Genomic DNA, 18554 nt, shown 5'->3' on the forward strand with positions numbered 1-18554 from the left:
TAAATACGAATGAAATGAGGAGTTAATCATGACTGAAAAGATTATTAAAATTAATAAAATTGATATATGTACAGAGAGCTTTGGCAATTCAGCAGATCCAGCAGTCTTACTAATTATGGGAGCCATGTGTTCAATGGTTTATTGGGATGAGGAATTTTGTCAACAATTAGCTGATACGGGCCGATATGTTATTCGTTATGATAATAGAGATGTCGGACGGTCAACTACTTATGAACCGGGGAGTTCCCACTATACTGTGGTAGATATGGCTGATGATGCGATTGGGGTACTCGATGCATATCATATTGACGAAGCACATATTGTTGGAATGTCATTGGGTGGAATGATTGCTCAAATTGTAGCCTTAAGGAACCCTGAGAGAGTTATAAGTATAACTTTGATTGCATCAGGTATTTTTGGTTCTGAAGATAACGACCGAAATTTGCCTCCAATCGATGAAAAGATACTCGCTTACCATACTAATGCGGCCAAACTAAATTGGTCGGATGAAGAATCTGTTGCAAATTACTTGGTTGCAGGATCAGCATTACTTTGTGGTTCAAAGCATAAATTCGATAAGAAGAGGGCTTATAAGCAGGTAGAAAACGAAATAAAACGGGCAAATAATCTACTCAGTATGTTTAATCATTCCCTTCTTAAAGGTGAGGATTCTTATGAGGGGAGATTAAAAGAAATCAATATACCTACTTTGGTTATCCATGGTACAGAAGATACAGTGCTTTCATACGAGCATGGTCTTGCTCTTGTTAATGAAATACCGCATGCTGTGTTACTACCCTTAGAAGGATCGGGTCACGAGATTCACTGTGACGATTGGAATCATATAATCAACGCTATTTTGAATCATACTTCAGTCCTGTAATCATTATAGAAATCGTATAAAACAAAAAATATTTGGAAAAAGGGTTACAATCGAATCTGTAACCCTTTTTTTCTATTAAAAATCAATTTTAGAACTGTTACTCATTTAAAGAATAGTAATACGCTTAGTTATTGGTATTTACTTCCAATGATGAAAATTATGTAAATAAGCTGTTCACTGGATTCCCATAGAAAACTGTGGTGAGATGAGATTTTTGATTTTGAAGTACTTCAAAATCTTAGCTAGATGGCTATGTAGCGGTACCCACATTAAAAATGCAGGAACATATCAAATATGTTCCTGCATTTAATTTTATTAAGTTTAATATCTATGACCTAAATATAATAGAATTTGGAGCTTCTTTTTATTTTAAATAAATTGGGTAATTAGATTATAACTTTAATATTTGTGATTGAATATAATAATAATATAATGGAGGTGGTGTTATATGGCTCTTACTACAGGACCAATTGAAAACGTAGGAAATCAACCTGCTAATGCAAATAAAGTTAGGGTGAAGATCCTTAACCGTACTGCGGGCCCACTTACTGGAGTAGCTAGAGTTTTTAGACTTGACGGTTCATTAGTATTAATTGAACAGGTAAACTTCAATGTGAATTCTAATGCTTCTACTTTTGCAACTCTAAGTTTAGTTCATCCTGCTCTTGGACAAGCATTTGAATATGAAGTTCAAATTGTTCCTAATCAACCTGGTGGACTATATAGTGTTTATGGACTAACAGCTGAAAATGTTATTATTACTGCACAACGTGTTGTGAACTCAGAATTGACACAGTTTCTTTAATTAAAATAGATTGGTGCCTACATGGTATCCAATCTATTTTTGTACGTATTATTCAGAGAAAGAATGGTTTTACACAAAAATAAAGATAGTTATGGAAAAGGGAAAAGTCGAGCTATCATCTTAATTTTTATTATTTCTGTCTTAGACCGTATCTGTTTTGTGGCACGGTTTTCTTTGAATGCATTTTATTCAAACTGTTTTTTAAAGTATTTATCAAATATGCATTATTGCATAAATAAATTTAAATTTATAAGTTAATATTAAACTACTTTTTAGTTGTAAAGAATATGTTAATAATCTTTATAAGAAAAGGATATTCCTTGTAAAAAGTGAAATTGTTTGGAATGTGAATAAACAAAAAGTTTAGAAGTGATACAGACTGGATAGAGTCTTGTATTAAATAAACAGAAAAGGGGTATGGGTTTCTAAAAGGTTTCGGGGGTTAGAAAGCACTTTTTAGTTAATAGCTTTAAATTATATTTTAAAGGGGAATGGGTATATGAAGTTTCGAAATACAAAGATTGCTATGGTTACACTATCTTCATTTTTTATTTTAGGTTCTGCATCTCTATCATTCACAGATACTATACACGGTGAAGTGGTTCCTGCATCAGCACAGGAGATTATTGTAAAAAATTATGACGATACATATTATAATAACGCAATAGGAAAAACGGGGTTAGAATTAAAGAAGGAACTGCATAATATTATTGATAATCATACAAAGTTATCATACAGTGCGGTTTGGGAAGCGTTAAGAGATACTGATGAAGATCCAAATAATAAAAATAATGTGATACTCTTATATACTGGTCGTTCGCAAGGGAAACTTACGAATGGATCAGGAGTAAATAACTGGAACCGAGAGCATGTTTGGGCAAAATCTCACGGTGACTTTGGAACGACTGCAGGACCTGGAACAGATCTACATCATTTAAGAGCGACGGATGTATCTGTAAATAGTTCACGTGGAAATCTAGATTTTGATAATGGTGGTGTGAATCATTCTGAAGCGACAGAGTGTAAATATGATAGTGATTCCTGGGAACCTCGTGATAGTGTAAAAGGAGATATTGCTAGAATGCTGTTTTATATGGCTGTTCGTTACGAGGGAGACAACGGCGAAATAGATTTAGAACTAAATGAAAAAGTGAATAACAATAAAGATCCATACATGGGGAAACTATCTGTCTTATTAAAATGGAATGAACAAGACCCGGTCGATGATTTAGAGCGAAAGCGTAATGAAGTGATTTTTACAAAATATCAACATAACCGCAATCCTTTTATTGATCATCCAGAATGGGTAAATAAAATCTGGAACTAAGATTTTTAAAGGTATTATATTTTGATAAAAGGGATTGATCATTATGATCAATCCCTTCTTATATTTTTACTAGAATAAATGATTTTTATAGGACTAGTGAGGGAAATAGAATAGATATTTATATGGAACGATAGTACTTATTTATCTAGTTAAGTATTTAGTAAGGTCCCCACTCAATATTCACCCCAACAATAAGAAAAACAAGTCCAATGATAAACCAAATGAGTGCAAGTGGAGCCATGAAACGAATCCATTTTCCATAAGAAATCCCGCTTGCTGCGAGAACGCCCATTAAAACACCGGAAGTTGGATTTAAGCAGTTTACTACACCTTCTCCGAGCATAACAGCCTGTACTGTAACTTGGCGTGTAATGTGCATGAAATCAGCTAATGGAGCTAATATCGGAATAAAAATAACCGATTCTCCTGTCCCGGATGAAATAAGGAAATGTAATGCAGCACTACTTACGTACATACCGATAACGCCAAATACAGGGCTTTGTCCTTCAAGAGACTGTGCGAGCTGGTTAACGATAGTATCAAGTAATTTGCCTTGTTCTAAAATGACTGAAATACAGCGAGCCATTCCGACAATTAAAGCACCATAGATAAGGTTTTGGCAGCCAGTTAGAAAAGTAGAAGCGATATCGTTTGCTTTCATGCCACCTATTATTCCGGCTGTAATTGCTATGAAAATAAAAGTAGCGGTCATTTCTGCGTCCGTCCAATGCAGACGAAAAGCGCCTATTAAAAATGCAATTAATGATAAAGCTGAAACGAGTAAAATTAATTTATGACGTATCGTCCAAGGAACTTCCTTTTTCTCTGCTTCTTTTTCGCTTGAAAGAGCGTTACTTGGAAACCAGTTGTCGCCAAGGATGCTTCCTTTATTCGATTTTTTCAAGCGCTTTACATACCAATTTATATATAGAATGGTAGCAAGTAAAAAAGATATATAAATTGCTGTGCGTAAACCAATTCCCGAAAACATCGGAAGTTCTGCGATCTTTTGTGAAATGCCTAAAGGTGAGGGAGATAAAATAGTAGCATTAAAACCAGCATAAGTACCTAAATAAATAATTGCTACACCGACGATAGCGTCCCATTTTAACGTGCGTGCAACGATGATGCCGATAGGGATAAAGCCGATAACTGAGTTAACGATAATGCCAGTCGTTCCGAGAATGGAAAAGAGTGCGGCGACAATACATATGAAAAATAATTGCTGATTACGAAATTTGTTAATAACATGATAGATTAAACCGTCAAGGGCACCTGTCTTTTCAAGAATTGCAATGGCTCCACCTGTAAATAAAATTAGAAAGATAATAGGGGCAGCAAGTGTCATTCCTTTTTCAATAGCGGTAAAAAAAGAAACAAATCCTACAGGTGATTGCGGAACAGAATGATAGCTACCTGGTATTGTCGTTGTAACAGTCCCGTTTGTAACCCTTTTAAATTCTCCAGCAGGAACGAAGTACGTAGCAATGGCGCAAAGTAAGGCAATAAAAAATAGCAGTACGTACGCATCAGGCATTTTAAACTTTGGTTTACTAGGTTGTTTTTTTGCCTCAGTTTGTATTTGCATAAAATCCCTCCTTCTTCACTTGGTTAATTTTTAATATTCTGAATTTAATCTGTGAAATAGATTATAATAAAGGTAGCTTCTTAAGGCAATAGTTTTTGTATCCTTTTCCCGCACGTACAAATTATTGCAATATTAGACAGGGAAACGATAATAAGCCAAGAATATGTTATGTAGAAGGAAAAAGGAAAAGAGGGAACAAGATGTGGAAAACTACTGATCTATGTGATGAATTTGAAAAGGAATTACAAATATGTCGCCAGTCTTTTCGGTCTTTTGGGAAGAAAGAACAATTCCACGGGAAAATTGCAACTGTAAAAGTGAAAGATGATAATGTACTAGTGAAGGAAGGATTGCAAACATTACCAGAAGGAACAGTATTAGTTGTTGATGGCGGAGCGTCTACTAATTGTGCGTTACTTGGTGATAATTTGGCAGCTATTGCGGAAGAAAGAAAGCTAGCAGGAATTATTGTGAATGGGTATGTTCGTGATTCTAGTGAACTAAAGAATATTAATATTGGTATTTTAGCGTTAGGAACGATGCCAAATAGAAGTGTGAAAGAAGGAAAAGGAGAACGAAATATTTCATTGCACTTTGGACAAGTGGATTGGAATCCAAATGAATATGTTTATGCGGATGAAGATGGCGTCATTATTAGTGAAAAGAGTTTACATCGTTAAGAGTTAATAAGTTATTATTCTTAGAAAATAAATCCGATAAAGCATGGACAAAATTCTTTGTCAATAGTAAAATAATACAGAAATTTAAAATTTACAGAATGTATAGGTTTATCGTTTTACGATAACTTAAATGGAAGTAAGTTGTGCCAAGAAAAGTGAATGTTATCACAATGATACGTTCATAAACAAAATTATTTTTCCTATACAAATATAGCCGCGAATAATGCGGGTAGGAGGTGTTGTACATTTTTGTTCGACACTTACAAAAAGAGAGTGTCAATCGCACGCCCTTGAAGGGCCTTTTTTTGTGTAAATGGTAGTAAGGGAGGAAATTTTGGGATGGCAATGTTGAAAAAGTGGCTGCTTACGTCGTTAATGGCAGTGACACTTGTATTTGTTTCTTTTGCGAATACAGTACATATTACGTTTGCTGAAGGAAATACAGCAAAACTTGCAATTATTGGGGAATCACAAAAGGGCATTATGTTATGTCCGAAAGAAGAGCAAATTAAAGATGGGGAAACAGCTTTAAGTTTGCTGCAAAAGGTCATGGGGGACAAAGTAGAATCTGAAACAATGTCGTTTGGAACATATGTAAAAGAAATCGATGGTTTAATGGCCGGGGCTACAAGTGCTTGGCTATATGATGTAAATGATAAGTCTGCAGAAGTCGGAGCAGATAGTTATAAATTAAAATCTGGAGATGTTGTTGTCTTTCGCTTTGTTTCAGACTGGAGCAATATAAGCCAGGAAACATTGAAAGAAACGTTAGATAAGTTCGGGACGTGTAAAACAGAAGAACCTAACGGTGGCAAACCAGAAGAACCAAAGACGGATGATCCAAAACAAGAAAAACCAGAAGAACCGAAGACGGATGATCCAAAACAAGAAAAACCAGAAGAACCAAAGACGAATGATCCAAAACAAGAAAAACCAGAAGAACCAAAGACGGATGGTTCAAAACAAGAAAAACCAGATGGTACAAAAACAAATGATGAAAAACCAGAACAACCAAAGCAAGAGAACATTCAAAATCCAAGTGCACAATTAAACGAAGCCATTTCTAAAACATCAGATAAGATGTTACAAGATGGAATTGAAAGTGACTGGGTAGCTGTAGCGCTTTCTCGTTCTGGAAAGAATGTGCCAATTGAGGCAAAATTAAATTATGTTAAGTCAGTAACTGAAAAAGTAGAAAAGCGCATTAATCGTTTTTCAGCGACAGATTTAGCTAGAACAATTATTATGATGAATGCAATGAGTGCAGACCCTAAAAATGTAGGTGGACATAATTTAGTTCAAAAATTGTATGAGTCAGATAAAGTGAATTCTGTTACAGGTTATGCATTTGCTTTACTTGCATTTGATACGAAAAAGTATGAGATTCCAGTTGAATCAAAATGGAACAGAGTTGCTCTAGTGGAAGCACTGTTAAATAATCAGCATACAGACGGTGGATGGACTTATAATAGTTCAGGTAGTAAAGATAGTGCTAGTAGCGTTGATGTAACAGGTATGGTTTTATCAGCATTAGCTCCTTATCAAGAGCGATCAGATGTGAAACCAGCTATACAAAAAGCTGTTGCGTATTTATATAACGAACAGCTGCAAAATGGCGGTTTTTCAGCTGATGGACAAGAAAATTCAAATAGTACTGCGCAAGCAATTATTGGATTATCGCTTGTTAAAGATGTAGATCAAAATCGTCTTCATAAGGCAATGCAAAACCTATTATCATATCAACTTTCAAATGGTGAATTTAAATGGTTACCAAGTGATCAAAATGGTAACGGAATGGCTACAGAACAGGCTCTTTTAGCATTACTTCAATTTAAGGAAATGGGAAAATCTATTTATGATTGGTCTAATGTAGACGCTGGTAATGTAATTAAGCCAAAACCGATTGAAGAGCCAGAAAAGGTCGTTGAACCAGAAAATAATGTAGTAGAAAAAGAAGTTATTGAAGAACCGAAAGAACAAAAACAAGTACAACAAGAAACAAAAGATGAAAATCTAAAAGTAGTTGTAGATAACGAACCGGTTAAGAATAAAAAAATCGGAAACGGTAACAGTCTACCAAAAACAGGAGCATCTTCTCATGGTGCAGCAACAGAAGTAGGTATGGGTGTATTATGTATTGCTTCTGCATATGTATTATGGAGACGTAAAGCAGCTTAACAAAAAATTAGGAGCAATTATTTGCTCCTAATTTTCGTATGAAAGGTGAGAGATAGGATGAGTAAGGTGAAATGGTTCATTTCTTTACTGCTTTCGCTCGGGCTACTTGCCGGATGTGAAGAGGCAGCTGTAAAGCCTGAGAAGAAGGTAGAACCGAAGCAAGAAGAGGTAGCGAAACAAGAAGAACAAAAAGATGAAGTGAAGCCGGAAGAAAAAACAGAAGAAAAGCAAGCTGAATCAGAGCAAAAGCAGCAAGAAGAACAGAAAGAGAAACAAGAACAAAAAGTAGAAGAGAAGCCGAAAGAGGAAAAGCCGCAGGCACAACCAGAGGTAAAGAAAGAAGAGAAACAACAGGAACAACCGAAAGAACAGCCGGCTGTAAATAAGCAACCAGAGCAGCAACAAGCACAAGAAGAGAAACAACAACCGAAAGCACCAGAAGTAAAAGAAGAAGCAAAGGTTGTGAATCAGCCGAAAGAAACACTGAAGCAGGAGCAAAAAGAAGATCCGAATAAAGCGGAGAAAACGATACCGACTCCGACCGTTCCAAATTCTGAACAACGAAAACCAGATCCGGTTCCACCGCCTAAACCACAAGCAAAACAAGTAACAATCTCGGTAAAAGGAAATAACGGATATATAATGGGTGCGAAAAAGATGGATGTACAAGAAGGCGATACAGTGTATAAAGTATTGCAACGTACAGGATTAGATGTTGATGCAAGCGGATCTAGAGATAGTATTTATGTAAAAGGTATTAATGATTTATATGAAAAAGATATTTCGGATACTAGTGGTTGGAAATATCGTGTGAACGGTGCTTTTCCAAACCATAGTGCTGGTGTAGTTACGGTAAAACCAGGAGATACAATTGAGTGGGTATACGTATTACAATAAGAAAGGCATTCGGTAAAGGGCTATGAAAATAAGTTTTTCTTCTTTACATCCTTTTGTGAATTTTTTCTATTATATCGGGGTGATGATACTATGTACGATGTGTCTTCATCCTCTTTTTTTAATTGGAGCAATAGTATTAATTATTATGTTAAATGTGATGCAAGGAAATAGCGAAAAGATAAGAAAGATGCTACCGAGCACAATTGTTTTCTTTTTTATGGTAATTTTATTTAATTCGTTATTAACGCATAGAGGTCGAACTACGTTATTTTGGTTAGGTGATAGCCGTATTAAGCTTGAGGCGATTATGTTTGGAATAGTAATGGGGTTATTACTAGTTGCAGTTATGTTTACGTTTGCGTCATACAATGATATTATTTCCAGTCATAAATTTTTATATTTGTTTTCAAGAATTTCACCGAAAGTTGCATTGTTAACGATGATTACAGTGAGATTTGTTCCTTTGTTTATAAGACGATTAAAGAAAATCACACTCGTCCAAAAAACGAAAGGTGTGCAGGTAGATTCAGGTGCGATAATTGAACGCGTCAAAAATGGTATGCAATTGCTGCAAGTATTATTAATTTGTTCATTAGAAGATGCACTGCAAACGGCAGATTCTATGCAAGCTCGTGGATTTGGTGTAACGAAGCGTACGACGTATATTCGCTATAGAATGGAGAGGCGTGATTGGTATACGCTCAGTTATTTAATCATTTTATTTATAGCTGCTATTGTATGTAGTAATTATGGCGGAGGGAAATTGATTATTTATCCGAAAGTCGAATCTATTTTATTCCAGCAATACGATGGAATGATGTTTGTATTATTTACACTGTTTATTAGTTTACCAATTATGATGGAAGGGAGAGAATGGATATGGTGGCGCATGCAGAAATAAACAATTTATCATTTGTATATGCTGATGAAAACGAATACGCGTTACAGCATATTTCTCTTTCTGTTCAAAAAGGTGAGTTTATTGCACTTGCTGGAGGATCGGGATCTGGGAAGACGACGTTATTAAAACATTTTAAAAAGGAGTTACTTCCAATTGGTACGCGTTCTGGAGAGATATTTTATGAGGGTGTTTTAATAGAGGAAGTAGCTGATTTGTTATCTGCCCAAGAAATTGGGATGGTATTTCAAAACCCAGAAAACCAGATCGTTATGGATACAGTGATTCAAGAATTAGCATTTTCTTTAGAAAATATCGGATTACCATCACATATTATTCAAAAAAGAATAGCAGAGCTTATTAGCTTTTTAGGATTTCAAGATTTATTGCATCAATCTGTTCATACGTTATCTGGTGGGCAGAAGCAGCTTGTCAATTTAGCTGCGGTATTAGTTATGCAGCCGAAATTGCTATTATTAGATGAACCGACAGCGCAGTTAGATCCAATCGCTGCAAAAGAGTTTTTAGGATTATTAAAACGGATTAATGAAGAACTTGGAATTACGATTATTTTAAGTGAACATCGTTTAGATGAAGTTATCCCGCTTGCAACACGCGTTGTTTGTATGGATAATGGCCGTATTATGTATGATGGTAGTCCTAAAATTGTTATTACGGATATGTGGGGAGTAGAAACATTCCGTCCATTTATTCCGCAAATTCCAAGGCTATTTTTAGAGTGGAATGTGAGAGATATTCCGTTTACAGTGCGAGAGGCGCAAATGAAAATGAATGATTTTGCAGCGATATCATATGTAAATGACCCAATAGCACAAAGTGAAAAGCAAGAGGTAATTTTAAGCGCAGAGCATATTTCGTTCCAATATGAAAAAAATAGTCCGCTTATTTTACGTGATTTATCAGTTTCGATTGAAAAAGGAAAATGGGTAGCGCTCGTTGGGAAGAACGGTACAGGTAAGTCTACACTGTTAACGATTTTAGCAGGATTACAAAAAGCGAGAAGAGGAAAAGTAAAGTGGAACGGAAAAGTGATACATAAAATCGATTCGAAAGAACGGTTTAAAAGTATTGGGTATGTATCGCAGCATCCGTATTACCATTTTACATTTGATACAGTATGGGACGAGGTTTATGAACGTGCGCGTGAATTATATGGAGAACAAGGAAAAGAAATAGCAGAAGATACGCTAAAACAGTTTTGGTTGTATTCGCTTAAAGAACGCCATCCGCACGATTGTAGCGGAGGAGAGCAACAATTACTTGCGTTATGTACGACGTTGTTATCAAAGCCGACTTTATTATTACTGGATGAACCGACAAAGGGATTAGATCCATGGAAGAAAGAAAGAGTAGGAGAGCTATTTAGGAAGCTACAAAAAGAAGGTACAACAATTGTAATGGCAACGCATGATATTGAGTTTGCAGCGAAATACGTGGATCAATGTATGATGTTATTTGATGGAACAGTCATTATGAATGATGCACCGAAAGAATTTTTTAGCGGCAACTTCTTTTATACAACATCTATTAATCGATTCATTCGAAAAGAATTGCCATATGCATTAACGTGGGAGGATGTGTACGAAGCTTGTCCAAACGATATGTTGCATTCATAATATGTATCTTTGCAGTAATAATCGGCACATTACTCTTTACGACACTTGTCATGGACGGTTATTACATGTTAAGTAGTTTGTTTATATTAGCGGTTATTATGTTACCTTTCTATATCCGTTTTGAAAGAAAGGCGTTTGTTTCACGTGAAATTGTTCTCGTTGCTGTATTAGCGGCAATTGCAGCAGTAAGCCGGGTACCATTTTCTATTTTACCAAGTGTACAACCAACTTCTTTTGTCATTATCGTTTCTGCAATTGTATTTGGAAGTGAAACTGGTTTTATGATTGGTGCTACAGCAGCAATCGTATCTAATATTTTTTTGGGACAAGGTCCATGGACACCGTGGCAAATGTTTTCGTGGGGCATGATTGGTTTTATAGCAGGTTTACTTCGTAATACATTTTTTATGAAAAAGCTATGGGGGAGACTTCTTTACGGAGTAATTGTTGGCTTTTTATTTGGCTGGATTATGAATTTCTGGGGCCTTCTCGGTTTTATACGAGAAGCAACATGGGAAACTGTCATTTCGTATTATATCGCAAGTTTTTACTTTGATTTGAGCCATGCGATTTCGAATGTTATTTTCTTATTACTATTTAGTACTTCATGGATTACGATTCTTACAAGATTTAAAAAGAAATACGGTATATTAGATGAGCATAACGTGACATAGAAAAGCATACTCATATAAGGTAGGGTCGCGACTTACATATTCGTTTGCCTCTTTCATGCTTCTTACATAATGTAAGGAGCATTTTTTTGTCAAAAAATCGATTCAATATGCATCCGCTATTATATAAAATTATTTGTATAATTGTAGGTGAGAACTTTTTTCAAAAGGGAGGTGTATAGTTAATGAAGTTAGTTATTCCGAAGCAACATGGTGCATGGGCTATGCTTGTTATTCCTTTTTTATTAAGTGTCATACTTGGGAAACCTACTATTTATCATATTCCATTGTTTTTAGCGTGGTTCTTTATCTATTTAGCCACGTATCCATTTCTTACGTACATAAAGCAAAGACGAAAAAAAGAGTTTTTACAAGCTGCCATTGTTTATTTTATTATTGCGTTCCTATTTGGGACGATTTCTTTATTATATGAGTGGCGAATTCTTTTATTCGTAATAGTAATGATTCCATTATTTATAGTGAATATGTATTACGCTCGTCAAAAAAATGAAAGAGCACTATTAAATGATATTTGTGCGATTATTGTGTTTTGTATCGGTGGGTTAATTAGTTATTACTTTTCAATGAAGCAAATCGATCATACAGCTATATTTATTGCACTTATTTCATTTTTATACTTTTTAGGTAGTACGTTCTATGTGAAAACGATGATTCGTGAAAAAAATAATCCGAAGTATCGTCTTATATCTTGGGGATATCATATCGTATTAACGATAATTGTATTTGCGATTAATCCGTGGTGTTCTCTTATTTTTATACCAAGTGTCATTCGAGCAATTATGTTGTATGGCAAAAAAATTTCTATTATAAAAGTAGGAATTTTAGAAATTGCTAATTCTGTATATTTTTTAATCATAACGGCAATAATTATGAAGTATGCCATTTGAAAAAACTTCCCATCAATTGATGGGAAGTTTTTAATCTTTTTCTAAAATGTGAACGGTGTACTCGCAACGTTGAATAGCTTGTTCAACAGCATAAAGTGATTGTTCAATACGAGCGCGATTAAAATCTTTTTCAACTGTTTCGAGCGCTTCTTCTAAACAATTTTTAGCTTCTTGTAATGATTGAAAAGAATCTTGTACATATCCGCGAGCATTTTGATGCATTTCATAATCCTCCTTGCATGTTCGTATATGGGTAGTATGAACAGTAAGGAAGAAAATATAATTTGTTATATTTATTATATTTGTTTGACAATTAAAGTGGAATTACGTATAGTAAGAATTAAGTGAATATTTTCTTATCCAGAGAGGTGGAGGGACTGGCCCGATGAAACCCAGCAACCGCGATGCAGGTGCTAATTCCAGCAGAACATATTTGTTCTGGGAGATAAGACGAAGATATATACGTAACTTCTTCTTATCGGAGAGGTTTTTTTATTGCAAAAAAACCGATTACGAAAATTTATATTAAGAAGAAAGGGGTTGCGCATTACTGTGACACTCGAAAAATACGTAAAACTGCGTAGTACAGTTTATGAATATATGATAGAGCAAGATAAGCCGATATCATTGTTAGATATTCAAGAACATATCGTTTCGCATCATGAAGGAAAATTCACGAAAAAGATGTTGCATCAATTTTATTTATCAAGATTATTAGACGAACTAAAACTGGATGGGAAAATTACATTAGCTGATGAATATCTCTATGCTGAAAAAGGGGTATTGTATAAGGCGAGAAAAGGGAGCTAAGCTCTCTTTTTTCTTAAAATAACGGAGTATGTAGAGTAAAAGACTGCTAAAGCAGCCTGATACAGGGAATGGTGTTGAGTGTGTAGTGTCAAAAATTGAATGTGCCTGAAAGAGGCAATTCATATCGGCTGCAAATGAAAAGAGACACCTTCGCCGAATAGGTGTCAGTCGTTTTGTCATATAGACTTGCTATTTGACAGTTATTAGAATAACATACAGGATTTTTGAAGTCAAAAGGGAATTAAAGGAAGGGGTACAATTATGTACGCTTACTTATTAAAAGATATAACGAAATGGATCCCAAAGTACATTGTAGATAAGGGATATGAATATTATGAAGATGGACATGTAGAAGATGTTGAAATACATGATAAAAAAGTGTTTGCTTTCGTTACTGGAAATGCAGGAAATTATGAAGTAGTTATCGATCTCGAAGATTTTTCAGAAAGTAGCTGCGAATGTCCATATGAGAATCTTTGTAAGCATATGGCGGCAGTTGTTTATGATATTCAAGGTGCTGGTGAGAGTGCAGTTAAAGAGAAACTGAAAGATTTAGAAAAAGAAGAATTACTTATATTATTGAATCGATTATTGCAAAGTTCGAAAAACGTACAAATTGTAGAGAAGTTATTAAAGAAGGGGAAACTTTAACGTATAGAGGGAGTTGTTATGTAGTGAACGTACTAATTGTATACGCTCATCCTAATCCTTCAAGTTTTAACGCGGCGATTTTCAATCATGTGCAAAAAGGACTACCGGAAACAAATCATTCAGTTACGCTGCTTGATTTATACAAAGAACAATTTGATCCAGTCCTCGTATTTAATGAAGAGAAGAAAAGACGTGATTTAGTAAATGAAGAAGAAACAGCTCGGTACAGAACGTTAGTAGAAGAAGCAGATACACTTCTATTCATCTATCCAATATGGTGGTGGGGGATGCCATCAATTTTAAAAGGATTTATCGATCGTATTTTCGTAGCTGGATTTGCTTATAAATATGAAGGGGCTCTGCCGAAAGGCTTATTGAAAGGTAAGAAGGCGTGGGTGATTAATACGCTAGATTCACCGTTATGGTACGTCGCACTATTATATCGATCAGCAGATTGGATTATGATGAAGAGAGGTGTTTTACGTTTTTGTGGCATTCGCGATATAAAACGTTCAGTGTTTCAATCTGTGAAAACGAGTAAAGTATCAAAGCGTGAAAAATGGTTATTACAAATAGAAGAAAAGGCTCGTACATTATGAATGAAGTCGATCGTATTATAAACTGTGTTCAGTATGATGGCGAACTTTTTCGGAAGTATGTTACGTGTTTACTTCAATTGAAAAAATGCAGCGATACATTTCAAAAAATTCAAATAGAGTTAAGAAATGATTATTTAATAAGAGGAATTTGTGAAAGAGAAGTTGATGAGGTAGTACGGAGAAGTAAAGAATATGAAATGCATTTTCTTCCTAAAGCGTTACAGTGGAATTTTTTGAGGGAACATCCACACCTGATCGGAAAAATTTGCGAAGATTTTTTTGCATTTGAGTCATTACATCTTACGGAGTTAGAGTGGGAGAAGATTATAAATTGCGTGGGAAATAAGTGATTTATTATGTAAAAAAGCTAGTATAAAACTAGCTTTTCGTTTAAATAAATAAGAAGCATAGACAATGATAAAACCCGCATATAGTAAGTCCACAACACAAAATCCCATAATGTCACGAGCACCTAAACCAGCTATCGCTAATGCTGGTAATGCCCAGAAAGGTTGAAAGGAACGGTATTTGAATATTGATCTAGTTGATTAATATGCAGCAAGTGCAAAAGGATTTTATTTTCTTTTGTGGAATGTTATTTATATTTACCTTATTAAAATTTAGAAAGGAGAATATTTATGAAACATTCCTTAATGGAGACAAATTCAGAACCAGAAAAGAAAGAATCGTTGCTTACACGATGTGCAAATATATTTTCGAGATGGTCTCAGAAATATGTCCCGGATGCCTTTGTTATTGCAGTGCTGCTCACTCTATTTACTTTCATTATAGCTTTGTTGATGAATCCCTCAAATCCGTACAAAATCGTAAAATCTTGGGGGGATGGGTTTTGGACTTATTTAACGTTTACAATGCAAATGGTATTGCTAATGGTTACAGGGATGACGTTAGCTTCTGTCCCGTTTATTAATAGAGCCTTGCAGTCTGTTGCAAAGTTAGCCGATACACCTCAAAAGGCCTATACGATGACATTTTTGATCAGTGCAATTGCATACTATATCAATTGGGGGCTAGCCGTAGTTGTGGGAGCTATCATTGCAAAGGAAGTAGCAAAAAAGAATGCGAATGCACATTTTCCATTACTTGTAGCAGCTGCTTATGCTCCGACAGCCTTATATAGCGCAGGTCTCTCCAGTTCTATTGGCCTGACAATTGCCACAAAGGATCATTTTCTTGTAGATATGATTGGAATTATTCCTACCTCACAAACAATCTTTAGTTACTCTACTTTAATTATTTTTTTCACTCTATTCATCACGATGCCAATTATTATTGTACTTATGGCTCCAAAAAGTGGGATTATCAGCTATAAAGCAATCGAAACTGATACAAATTCTTTTGTAAAACCTCCTCAAAAAAGTTTAACTCCTGCGGAAAAACTGGAATGGACACCAGTTTTAGGAATAATATTAGGCGCAATCGGCACGTTGTATTGTGTTTATGAATTCATGAACGGTCATAGTTTAGATTTAAATATCATTAATTTGTTTTTCTTGTCACTTGGTTTGCTCCTACATGGTTCTCTTGGTAACTTTGCACAAGGATTCAAAGAATCTGCGCAATCCATTTCTCCAATTATCTTACAGTTTCCATTTTATGCAGGGATTATTGCTGTTTTAGGTAGTTCAGGTTTGGGAAGCTCAATCATTGAATGGATGGCATCCATTGCGTCAAAGGATACATTTGATATATTTACATATTGGTCAGCCGGGTTGGTAAACTTATTGGCGCCATCTGGCGGGGGGCAATGGGCTTTACAAGGACCACTGCAGGTCCCGGCAGGATTGAAGTTAGGTGTAGATCCGGCTACTATCGCTATGGCGGTAGGTTGGGGGGACGCATGGACAAATTTGATTCAGCCGTTCTGGGCATTACCTCTTTTAGGTGTGCTGGGATTGAAAATTAAAGACATTATGGGTTATTGTTTCATTCTTTGCATTTGGGTCGGCATAGTTACAAGTTTATTGATGTTATTTGTATATTAGCTTTAATAGGAATGCCAATACTATCAAGTAATACTATTAAAATGAAAAAACCTATTCTTTCTATAAATATATAGGAAAGGATAGCGTTTTTTTATGTCTATTCTTGTATCTGATGAATTACAATTATTTGCTTAAGAATTTTAAAGATTGTTATCTCCAAATATCTTACGAGAGATTACTAGGGATGTTGGTTTTGTGCAACAAACAAATAGGTACCAAGCAAGTATTTAGTTACTTTATATGCTTGGATGAGTCAAAATACCACTAAAACTTCTTTCACATGTATGGAATGTACGGTTTTTTTATCCACAAGCTGTTCTTTATCAAGCTCAGCATGATGATCACCATTAACATTATGGTTGAAAGTATACAATATGGTATGGCAGAACCGAGAGTGTTGGAAGTACTACGAGAACTGTTGGACATTATTAATAAGCGACAATAAAAATTTTTTCCTGAACGCAAGAGGAGTTTTTTATTGGGAATAGTAAGGATGAGGGGAGGTGCATTACATATGGGAAAAGGTAGAAGTAATAATGCAGGTAAAAAGCAACCAAATTTCGATGATTCATCTAATTTCGCTAAACAAAGCCAACCGACAGAAAAGAAGAAGAAATAAAAAAAAGGATCTCTCTATATCAAGAGAGATCCTTTTTTACTATATTGACGTTTTAGCACAACAGATCGAGTGTTCAATTGAATAGTCATAACTGTGCAAGGTTTAAACTCCTGCTTCCACTACTGTGGAAGCTTTTCTAAATAATGTGCAATATCAACATACATATTTGAGTAAACCGAATGTATTTCATTACTTGGCGTTGCGTTAGAAGAGAAGTGGGCGATTACCATATTTGCTTTCGGATCGATGTAAAGTGTTTGTCCGTAACTACCTAACACTTCGAAAGCACCTTGTTCATTGTGGGGAATCCACCATTGATTATGATAAGAAATAGAAGCGCCACTACTAATTTCAAGTTCACCTTCTTGTACATTTTTTACACTTTCTGTAATAGAAGAAGGGAGAATTTGTTTTCCGTTATATTCCCCGTTGTTTAATAGTAATTGCCCGAATCTCGCCATATCTCTAGCAGTTGCATTTAATCCAGCACTAGCTTGTTCTACTTTTGTTTCATCTGTAACGTAATACGCGTTTTCTTCCATACCAATTTGAGACCAAATTCGTTTGCTTACATTTTCAGCTAGTGATTTACCAGTAATAGTTCTAATAATCCAAGCGAGCGTTTCTGTTGATCCGTTATTGTAAGAAAAGGAAGAACCAGGCGGTGCAGTTTCTTCGGCTTCTCGTAACATATCATAAATTTTCATCGGACCGTCGTAGTTTTTGCCGCGGGGTAAAATATTGCTAGCTAAATATAATTGTGCATCTTGATTTTCTAGCCCAGGCTGCTCATATCCATGAGTAGGATATTCAGCTGAAACTTGCATGTCCATTAATTGCTGAAGTGTGGCATTACCGAACGGTGTGTTTTTTAATTCTTTTATGTAAGTGTCAGCTGTTTTTTCTAAGTCAATACGTTTTTCTTCAGCGAGAGATTGTATAATTGCCCCGGTAAAGACTTTTGCTAATGATGCCATACCATGAGGTTCATTCTGTTTATACCCATTGAAATATCGTTCGTAAACAAGTTGTCCATTATGTACAACGACAAAAGCATCTGTTTTGTTATCGTCTAAAAGTTTTTTTAGAGGAGTTGTATTTCCGAATCTACGCTCCACAGCAAAATCGTCTAAGTTTTGCAATGCGGAAGGGAAGTGAGCAATTTGGTCAGGATTGTTTTTTACGTTATTAACTAAAGTGAATTCTTTCATATGGGTATATGACCAACGTAAGTAAGGGTCATTTAACCAGTTTTCTTTTGTCACATTATGTTTTGATGGGGTCGTTTTATTTTGTTTGAAGTAAGTAAACCCAAGCCCTGTAATTACAAATATGAATGTTAGTATAAGTAAGAGTAGGGGAGATCTTTTTAGTTTCATATATGGCCCTCCTTTTTA

Annotated in this window: 18 protein-coding genes, 2 pseudogenes and 1 riboswitch; of the genes and pseudogenes, 16 read left to right on the forward strand and 4 right to left on the reverse strand. The window is 35.3% G+C overall.

All coding sequences use genetic code 11. From position 1 onward, the window contains the following. The first annotated feature begins 28 nt into the window (after positions 1-28). The 3 genes from MKY38_RS05740 (at position 29) to MKY38_RS05750 (ending at position 3015) form a co-directional block, all read left to right on the forward strand. Complete coding sequence (locus MKY38_RS05740; protein WP_025708764.1) at positions 29-883, forward strand: alpha/beta fold hydrolase; 855 nt, start codon at positions 29-31, stop codon at positions 881-883. A 448-nt stretch (positions 884-1331) separates the two neighbouring features. After that, a complete protein-coding gene (locus tag MKY38_RS05745) occupies positions 1332-1688 on the forward strand; it encodes a hypothetical protein (RefSeq protein ID WP_001229415.1) in 357 nt (118 codons plus the stop codon). A 499-nt stretch (positions 1689-2187) separates the two neighbouring features. Then, entirely contained in the window at positions 2188-3015 is an 828-nt protein-coding gene (locus MKY38_RS05750; RefSeq protein WP_000672193.1) for an endonuclease I family protein, read from the forward strand. Positions 3016-3172: 157 nt separating this feature from the next. Here the strand turns inward: MKY38_RS05750 and MKY38_RS05755 are convergent, their stop codons facing one another. Then, complete coding sequence (locus MKY38_RS05755) at positions 3173-4603, reverse strand: YfcC family protein (protein WP_001166964.1); 1431 nt, start codon at positions 4601-4603, stop codon at positions 3173-3175. Between the two features lie 200 nt (positions 4604-4803). Between MKY38_RS05755 and rraA the strand changes: the two genes are divergently transcribed. From rraA to MKY38_RS05790, 7 genes are all read left to right on the forward strand, one after another. After that, entirely contained in the window at positions 4804-5283 is a 480-nt protein-coding gene (gene rraA / locus MKY38_RS05760; RefSeq protein ID WP_000266037.1) for a ribonuclease E activity regulator RraA, read from the forward strand. Positions 5284-5622: 339 nt separating this feature from the next. After that, positions 5623-7461: a DUF4430 domain-containing protein gene (locus MKY38_RS05765; RefSeq protein WP_001241088.1), complete on the forward strand. Its 1839-nt coding sequence runs from the start codon at positions 5623-5625 to the stop codon at positions 7459-7461. A gap of 57 nt (positions 7462-7518) precedes the next feature. Then, on the forward strand, positions 7519-8358 hold the full coding sequence (locus tag MKY38_RS05770; protein WP_048534805.1) for a DUF4430 domain-containing protein: 840 nt from the start codon (positions 7519-7521) through the stop codon (positions 8356-8358). Positions 8359-8380: 22 nt separating this feature from the next. Then, positions 8381-9259: an energy-coupling factor transporter transmembrane component T gene (locus MKY38_RS05775; RefSeq protein WP_048534803.1), complete on the forward strand. Its 879-nt coding sequence runs from the start codon at positions 8381-8383 to the stop codon at positions 9257-9259. Further along, the gene (locus tag MKY38_RS05780) at positions 9232-10893 is read left to right on the forward strand and encodes an ABC transporter ATP-binding protein (protein ID WP_025708760.1); all 1662 of its coding nucleotides are present in this window, start codon (positions 9232-9234) and stop codon (positions 10891-10893) included. The genes MKY38_RS05775 and MKY38_RS05780 overlap by 28 nt, the downstream gene beginning before the upstream one ends. Then, positions 10866-11567, forward strand: a complete 702-nt coding sequence (locus MKY38_RS05785; RefSeq protein WP_000044901.1) for an ECF transporter S component — start codon at positions 10866-10868, stop codon at positions 11565-11567. The genes MKY38_RS05780 and MKY38_RS05785 overlap by 28 nt, the downstream gene beginning before the upstream one ends. A gap of 182 nt (positions 11568-11749) precedes the next feature. Next, positions 11750-12472 carry a YwiC-like family protein gene (locus MKY38_RS05790; RefSeq protein WP_157418634.1) on the forward strand — a complete coding sequence of 241 codons (723 nt, stop codon included), beginning with the start codon at positions 11750-11752 and terminating at the stop codon, positions 12470-12472. Positions 12473-12502: 30 nt separating this feature from the next. On the opposite strand, the gene MKY38_RS05795 is transcribed toward MKY38_RS05790, so the two are convergent. Continuing rightward, a complete protein-coding gene (locus tag MKY38_RS05795; RefSeq protein ID WP_000554032.1) occupies positions 12503-12694 on the reverse strand; it encodes a hypothetical protein in 192 nt (63 codons plus the stop codon). 131 nt (positions 12695-12825) lie between these two features. After that, positions 12826-12924, forward strand: a riboswitch (SAM riboswitch). A gap of 100 nt (positions 12925-13024) precedes the next feature. Between MKY38_RS05795 and MKY38_RS05800 the strand changes: the two genes are divergently transcribed. The 4 genes from MKY38_RS05800 (at position 13025) to MKY38_RS05815 (ending at position 14882) form a co-directional block, all read left to right on the forward strand. Continuing rightward, complete coding sequence (locus tag MKY38_RS05800) at positions 13025-13282, forward strand: hypothetical protein (RefSeq protein WP_000171476.1); 258 nt, start codon at positions 13025-13027, stop codon at positions 13280-13282. 261 nt (positions 13283-13543) lie between these two features. Then, positions 13544-13933 carry an SWIM zinc finger family protein gene (locus MKY38_RS05805; protein WP_044584692.1) on the forward strand — a complete coding sequence of 130 codons (390 nt, stop codon included), beginning with the start codon at positions 13544-13546 and terminating at the stop codon, positions 13931-13933. A 23-nt stretch (positions 13934-13956) separates the two neighbouring features. After that, on the forward strand, positions 13957-14532 hold the full coding sequence (locus MKY38_RS05810) for an NAD(P)H-dependent oxidoreductase (RefSeq protein WP_048534798.1): 576 nt from the start codon (positions 13957-13959) through the stop codon (positions 14530-14532). Beyond that, complete coding sequence (locus MKY38_RS05815) at positions 14529-14882, forward strand: group-specific protein (RefSeq protein ID WP_070180332.1); 354 nt, start codon at positions 14529-14531, stop codon at positions 14880-14882. The genes MKY38_RS05810 and MKY38_RS05815 overlap by 4 nt, the downstream gene beginning before the upstream one ends. A gap of 40 nt (positions 14883-14922) precedes the next feature. Here MKY38_RS05815 and MKY38_RS05820 read toward each other — a convergent pair. Beyond that, positions 14923-15047: pseudogene (locus MKY38_RS05820) on the reverse strand (TIGR00366 family protein); the annotation flags it as partial. A 123-nt stretch (positions 15048-15170) separates the two neighbouring features. Here MKY38_RS05820 and MKY38_RS05825 point away from each other — a divergent pair. Beyond that, on the forward strand, positions 15171-16538 hold the full coding sequence (locus MKY38_RS05825; protein ID WP_000682890.1) for a short-chain fatty acid transporter: 1368 nt from the start codon (positions 15171-15173) through the stop codon (positions 16536-16538). 147 nt (positions 16539-16685) lie between these two features. Next, positions 16686-16834 (forward strand): annotated as a pseudogene (locus MKY38_RS29245) (IS4 family transposase); the annotation flags it as partial. A 442-nt stretch (positions 16835-17276) separates the two neighbouring features. Here the strand turns inward: MKY38_RS29245 and MKY38_RS05830 are convergent. Further along, positions 17277-18536 (reverse strand): serine hydrolase domain-containing protein, encoded by a 1260-nt coding sequence (locus MKY38_RS05830; RefSeq protein ID WP_065224249.1) that lies wholly within the window; start codon positions 18534-18536, stop codon positions 17277-17279. Positions 18537-18554 lie beyond the last annotated feature (18 nt).

Origin of the sequence: Bacillus sp. FSL R5-0585, from assembly GCF_038004545.1 — a bacterium.
Classification (GTDB): domain Bacteria; phylum Bacillota; class Bacilli; order Bacillales; family Bacillaceae_G; genus Bacillus_A; species Bacillus_A cereus.